The organism is Microcoleus sp. Pol12A5, assembly GCF_036701435.1.
Taxonomy (GTDB): Bacteria; Cyanobacteriota; Cyanobacteriia; order Cyanobacteriales; family Microcoleaceae; genus Microcoleus.
This window is the reverse complement of sequence record NZ_JAUBQU010000197.1, coordinates 1-6,594: the sequence shown is the minus strand read 5'-3', so window position 1 is coordinate 6,594 and position 6,594 is coordinate 1. Positions and strand designations below refer to the sequence as shown.

2 protein-coding genes are annotated in these 6,594 nt (G+C 41.1%); both read left to right on the top strand.

Features of this window, described 5'->3' with window-relative positions; all coding sequences use genetic code 11:
* A partial coding sequence (locus tag QUA45_RS27230; protein ID WP_333222955.1) for a class I SAM-dependent methyltransferase occupies positions 1 to 542 on the top strand: 542 nt, incomplete at its 5' end.
* A gap of 2 nt (positions 543 to 544) precedes the next feature.
* Positions 545 to 6,594: FkbM family methyltransferase (locus QUA45_RS27225; RefSeq protein ID WP_333222953.1), on the top strand; the 6,050-nt coding region annotated here is incomplete at its 3' end.

Here is a 6,594-nt window from a genome sequence, read left to right as displayed (position 1 = left end):
GAGTTCTGAAAGGTTGGAGAAATATGGATTTAAATTACCAACATTATCACCACCACTTGAAGCACTACACAGACAAGTATTATCCAGAAGAGATGCGGGGTGATAGCTCAGATTTCTTGGCTATGGATTTAAGAACCGGTCTCCCCTTTGCTGATAATTCGGTTGATGTAATTTTCCACGAAGATTTCATTGAACATATCGATCAGAAATCTCAGATCATTCTCTTAGCAGAAGCTTGGCGAGTCTTGAAAAAAGGAGGAGTACACCGAGTCAATACTCCAAATCTTATTTCATCAATGCGCGATTATTCAGACTTTACAAAAGGAATCAAAGGGGTATATATTGGTGAATGGGAAACTCACCAGCACTTAAATGTTTTAACTCCGTGTTTGCTACAAGAGTTGGCTTTAATGGTTGGTTATTCAAAAGTGCTATTCAATGGTAGAAATCAAAGTATATCTCCTTTAGTTCCTCTTGAATACCGTCCCGATCCCAATGACAGACATGAAAACGGAAATATTTTTGCCGACCTAGTGAAATAGTTATGAAGATATACATTTTACCTATTGACAGTCGATTTCAGCCTGGATCTGCACGGATAGTCCATCCTGCTCATAACAGCGACTACGGTGTAGAGCAAGATTTTTTCCAATATCTTCACAGTAATCCTCACCTTGTCACAGACAATCCCAATGAAGCCGACTGGCATTATTTACCAGTTTATTGGACAAGATATTACATCAATCATCATTTTGAAAAAACTGATTTGTCTGAACTTCAACAATCAGTTAATCTGTCGATATTGTCTGACATCAAAACATTTACAATCTGTCAATATGATGATGGACCTTTGGTAAATCTAGGAGCAACAATAAATTTTCTCTCCTCTCGCAGAACAGAAACGGGTGTAGATATTCCTTTACTTTGCTCATTGCATAGAGTTCCTGAAGTTAAACCATCGAAAAAGTACCTAAGTGCCTTTATTGGTCTTCTTCCCAATCATAGTATCCGACAAGAGATGTTTGATACCATCAGATATCGGAACGATTTGTGTATGGCTAATGGCAGCACAGAATTATTTGTTGAGAAAACTCTAGAGTCTTATGTTGCACTCTGCCCTAGAGGATATGGCGGTAGCTCTTTTCGGTTTTTTGAAGCAATGCAACTGGGGGTAGCACCCTTAATGCTTAGTGATATCGACACAAGACCGTTTAAGGAGTTTATCGATTGGCACGAAATTAGTTTATTTACTAGCTCTGCAACCAATTTAAATAGTCTGCTAGATTCTTTAAATACATCGGAACTATTAGAGATGGGTCAAAGAGCCGAAAAAATTTATCAAGAAAAATTATGTTATCAGAAATGGTGCAAATATGTTTTGGAATATTTGGCATCACTCAGAACCTATGCGGGAAGCACTAATATGGTTTCAGTTTCATTGTTAGATAAAATCGACCGATACGCAAAAGAGGCGGAAGCCGTGTGGGGACTAGCTTACCCATTATTTGGCAAAGCTATAGCCAATAAAAACCTAAAAATCGGGGTAGAAATAGGAGTGGCTTTTGGAGGTCATTCAGAATCTATTTTGCAACATACATCTGTAGAAAAATTATATGGAGTAGACCCCTACCTCCACATGGAAGGTTACGAAGACCCAATGAATCTTCCTCAAGAAGAATTTGATGCCCTGTACAATTACATTCAGCAAAGATTTACCGTCTTCGGCGAAAGATACCAGCACATCCGCCAACTATCGAGAATAGCTATTAATGAAATAGTTGGAGAGGTCGATTTTGTTTACATCGATGCTGATCATTCATACAAAGGTGTTTGGGACGATCTTTGCATTTGGTATCCTAAAGTTAAAATAGGCGGTATTATTGGCGGACACGATTACGAGCATCCTGCTTTTCCGGGGGTAAAACAAGCTATTGATGAGTTTTTCACACCGTTAAACTTCCAAATTCACGCGGAAGGGGAAGGCGTTTGGTGGGTAGAAAAGCAACCTGTGAATATCAGTCAAGAACTTCCCGGTTGGCAGGAAAACGCCTACAATCTGTTTTGCACAATCGTTGAAAACAAAAAGTTAAATACAGGAGCACCAACAGGACAAGCTTTCGATGTCGCCTACATTGACGAACTTTCCTATCAAGGTTTGTGGGACCAGCTATGCAACTGGTACGGCCAAGTTCAAAGCGGTGCTGTTATTGGCGGATGTGGCTACGACCGTGCAGATTTTCCGGGCATCAAGGATGCTGTTGATGAGTTTTTTAGAAGATTTCAAAGTCAAGTTCATACCCCAGGAGAAAGTGTCTGGTGGGTAGAAAAGCAACCCACTAATATTAGCTTTTTTATCCCTGCTTACAACTGCGAAAAAACTATCGAAGAGTCCGTTGATTCGATATTAAATGGAAATTTTGAACAGGGGGATGAGTTAATTATTGTTAATGACTGCTCTACGGATAATACGGAAGGCATACTGGAACGACTCAGAATTAAGTATCCATTTATCAAGATTTTCCGTCACGAAACTAACAAAGGGGGTGGAGCAGCGAGAAATACTGCCGTCCAAAATGCCAGGCATCCTTTACTTTTCTGCTTGGATTCAGATAATATTTTAGTTCCAGGAAGTATCCCAAAATTAAAAGAGTTTTTAGTGAATTCCGGTGCAGATGTAGCTGCATTCCAAGAAATTCATTTCTTTGAAGGATGCCAGGAAAATATTATTAATAAATGGATTTATCAAGACCAAATTACTTTAGCGGACTTTTTCTCGCGACACGACGTGCCGGGAGCGAGTGGCAACTATCTGTTTACCAAAGAAAGCTGGGTGAGAGGGGGAGGTTATTCTGAATCTTCCGGGGCGCTAGACACTCACACATTTGGTTTCCGGCAGTTAGCGACTGGTTCTAAAATGTTGACGCTCCCGAATACTTATTATTGCCATCGGCAAGGCATTGAATCTTATTTGGTCAGATTTTCAAAAAGTAATAACTGGTCGTTAATCTTGACAGACATCATCGCTCCTTTTGCTCATCTGATTGCTGATGCAGATTGGCAATATATGTGCGGTGAAGGTAAAGATAATTGGTACGGAAATATTAATCAACGTCCTATTTCTTTAAGGACGGGAATAGAGAGTAAGCCTGCAGTAGAAGCACAGCCAGAAATAGTAGAGCCACAACCGATGATTATACCGTACTGGATTCAAGACCATATTAGTTCAACGAGTTCTCATCTGTTGCCGGGAGAAAGCCAAGTAGTTGCCCAATACATTAAACCAGGGGATATCGTTTTCGATTTGGGTGCTAATATCGGTGAATGGGCAAAAGAGGTTTTGACAAGACACCAAGATGTAGCAGAAATGCACATTTTTGAACCTTTGGCTCATGTTCATAAAAATTTGGTAGACAGCTTAAGGGGAGAAAATAATGTAAAAATCCTAGCCCAAAATATGGCTGCGGGCAGTCGAGAAGAAATTAAGACTTTTTATCAGTACGACGATCATTCCACCTTGAGTACGTTTTATCGTAGTTGTTGGATGGAGAGTCAAGGTTGGATTCAGCCTCCCCAAAAGTGTACTGTTTTCACTACAACGGTCGATCGTTACTGTCAGCGTTTGGGTATCAAGCGGATTAATTTTCTAAAAATTGATGTTGAAGGCGCAGAATTAGATGTATTGTACGGTGCAAGCGATTTACTGAAATATGGCAAAATCGATTACATTCAATTTGAATACGGTACAACTTATCGCGAGGCCAATATCACTTTAAAAGAAGTGTGTGAGTATCTGCAAAAGTATCGGTACTCTATTTTTAAGATTTTGCCACAGGGCTTAGAATACAGACCTAATTTTCAGCCAGAATATGAAGTTTTTGAATGGAGCAACTTCTTAGCAGTCAACGATCGCTTCCGAGCTAATGTGTTGGGAGAACCTCCTAGACTTTTGGATGTACCGCAACTTTGCACCCAGCATTCAATTACTCCTAAAGGCATTATTCATGTAGGTGCTCATGAAGGTACGGAAGTGGGATATTACCAAGCAATGGGAGCGCAAAAGATACTGTTTGTAGAAGCTAATCCCGCTGTTTTTGAACGCTTGCAAGCTAATTTAGGTGGGTACCCGAACGCGCAAGCTGTGAATTGCGCGATTAGCGATCGCAACGGTACTATTAATTTGCACGTTACTTCTTACGATCAAAGCAGTTCAATTTTGCCGCTGAAGCATCATCAGGATATCTATCCCGATATCGTGGAAACACATCAAGTAACAGTGCCTTCAAAAACTCTGGATACGCTGCTGCAAGAATTGGACTTAAACCCGGCTGACTTTAATATCTTAAACATCGATATTCAAGGTGCAGAACTTTTGGCTTTGCAAGGAGCAACTAATTGGCTGCAATATGTAGATGCGATTAATACGGAAGTTAATTACCAAGAACTCTATGAAGGTTGCGCGCTCGTTCATGATTTAGATGAGTTTTTAGACAGGCACGGTTTCGAGCGGGTAGCTACCACAACTCCCCACCCATCTTGGGGCGATGGTTTTTATGTGAAAAAGCCGCTCGTTACTATGTCTATCCTTAGTAGGGCGCGGTTTGGCAATCAAATATTTTTGTATGCGATGCTGAAAATTCATGAACAACAGCAAAATATTCGGGTGGAGACATCACCGTGGATCGGACAATATTTGTTCGGACACAGTGAGCCACCTATTTCTAAAAGCTTGCCTGTCGTTCATGATTCGGGATTGGGAATAATTAATGCAGAAGCACCTTTGGGCAATGTAGAATTTGGCGGGCCAACCTATCAGATACCCACTAAGTATTACGCGCGCCACAAAGAGTTTTTTCGATCGCTCTTCCAACCAATGCCAGAAGTAGAAGCGAAGGTAGCAGCAGCAGTCAGCAGCCTCCGACAACGCGGAAAAACTATTATTGGCTTGCATTTGCGGCGCGGCGATTACTGGGGGCCTTATGCCGAATTTATGTTTATTGCTCCCAATAGTTGCTACAAAAAATGGTTGCAGGGGTTGTGGGAAACTTTGGAAGAGCCGGTACTGTTTATTGCCAGCGATGAACTTGAAGAGGTTGTAGATGATTTTGCCGATTATTACCCGGTAACTGTCAAAGATTTGGGTGTAGAAATGCCAGAGGCTCCTTTCTATCCAGACTTTTATATATTGAGCCAGTGCGATGTTTTGGCTATTTCAAACAGTACCTTTTCTGTGGCAGCATCAATGCTAAATGAACGGTGCAAGTTTTTCTTCCGCCCTCACTTGCCGTCGAAAACATTAATTCCTTTCGATCCTTGGGATAGCGAACCGCTATACTGGCACGGATCTGGAACTTGGGAAGAAGATGAAAGCGGGTACGGTTTAGTGACAGCTAATCAATATTTAGAAAACGAATCAAATCCCCTGCAACTGAAAATTGCGGCTGTTGTGGATGTTGCACCGGCTTACCCTGAAGCTTTGGAATGGCTGCGGGGATTTAATATAGATTCGCCTGCGATCGGTAAAGTAGATAACAGTAAAATTTTGATGTCGGGTTGGGTGTTGGGCAAGAGCGATCGAGCTGTGGCAGTTGAGTTTATTTATAATGGCGAAACTGTCTGCACAACCCCCGTTGGCGGGTATCGATCGGATGTAGCCAGTGCTTTTCCCGGAGTACCGCTAGCAGCACGTAGCGCTTACAAAGCTAAGCTGGACTTTCTTGCAGGAAAGCAGCCGGAATCTGAGGTGCTAATCCAAGCAGTTTTAGCCGACGAAACTCGCGTCAAGTTAGGACGGGTTCGATTGCAGGAAGTGGTATATCATTTCCCTCTCGGCAATCAGAAACAAAAGTACCGGATGAAATGGTTTTTTGCAATTAATGAAGCTAGTCCTGGTTTTGAAATTTATTCGCAAATGATTAAAGTAGCAGTTTATACTGCTCAACAAAATACTTCGCTAGAACCATATTGCATTTATGACGGCGAAGAGAATGAATTGACAGATTGGCTGCAAAAGAATGGTGTTAAGATTATTTACCACAGAACACCTCATTATGAGAAACTGCAAACTCAATATCCTTGGAGTTCAACCGTAGCTTTCGGTGCATTTTTGAGAATTGAAATTCCCAAAATTGTAGAAATTTACAATATCCAGGATGAGTATGTTTTTTATACAGACTGCGATGTCATGTTTTTTGGCGATGTGGTGGATTATTTGCAGGGTATAACCTGTGAATATTTTGCTGCAGCCCCCGAGCACGAACCCAACAACTGGGAATATTTGAATAGTGGTGTGCTGTATATGAATGTCAAAAATCTTCAAAAAATCCAGAAAGAATTTGACGATTTTATTGACGGAAACTTGGATCAAATATTACAGCTAGCTTATGACCAAGGAGCCTATAACTTATTTTTCAAAGACAAGTGGGATAGGTTGGATATCCAGCTAAATTGGAAATCCTACTGGAATTTTAGTCCGGAAGCAAAAATCATTCATTTTCACGGGCCAAAACCCACTCAAGCAGAAGAGATCAGGAGTAAAACAGCACCTGCGAGTTCTCTGCTGTTTGCTAATGGTTTTTATTGGCTAAACACGGAAAT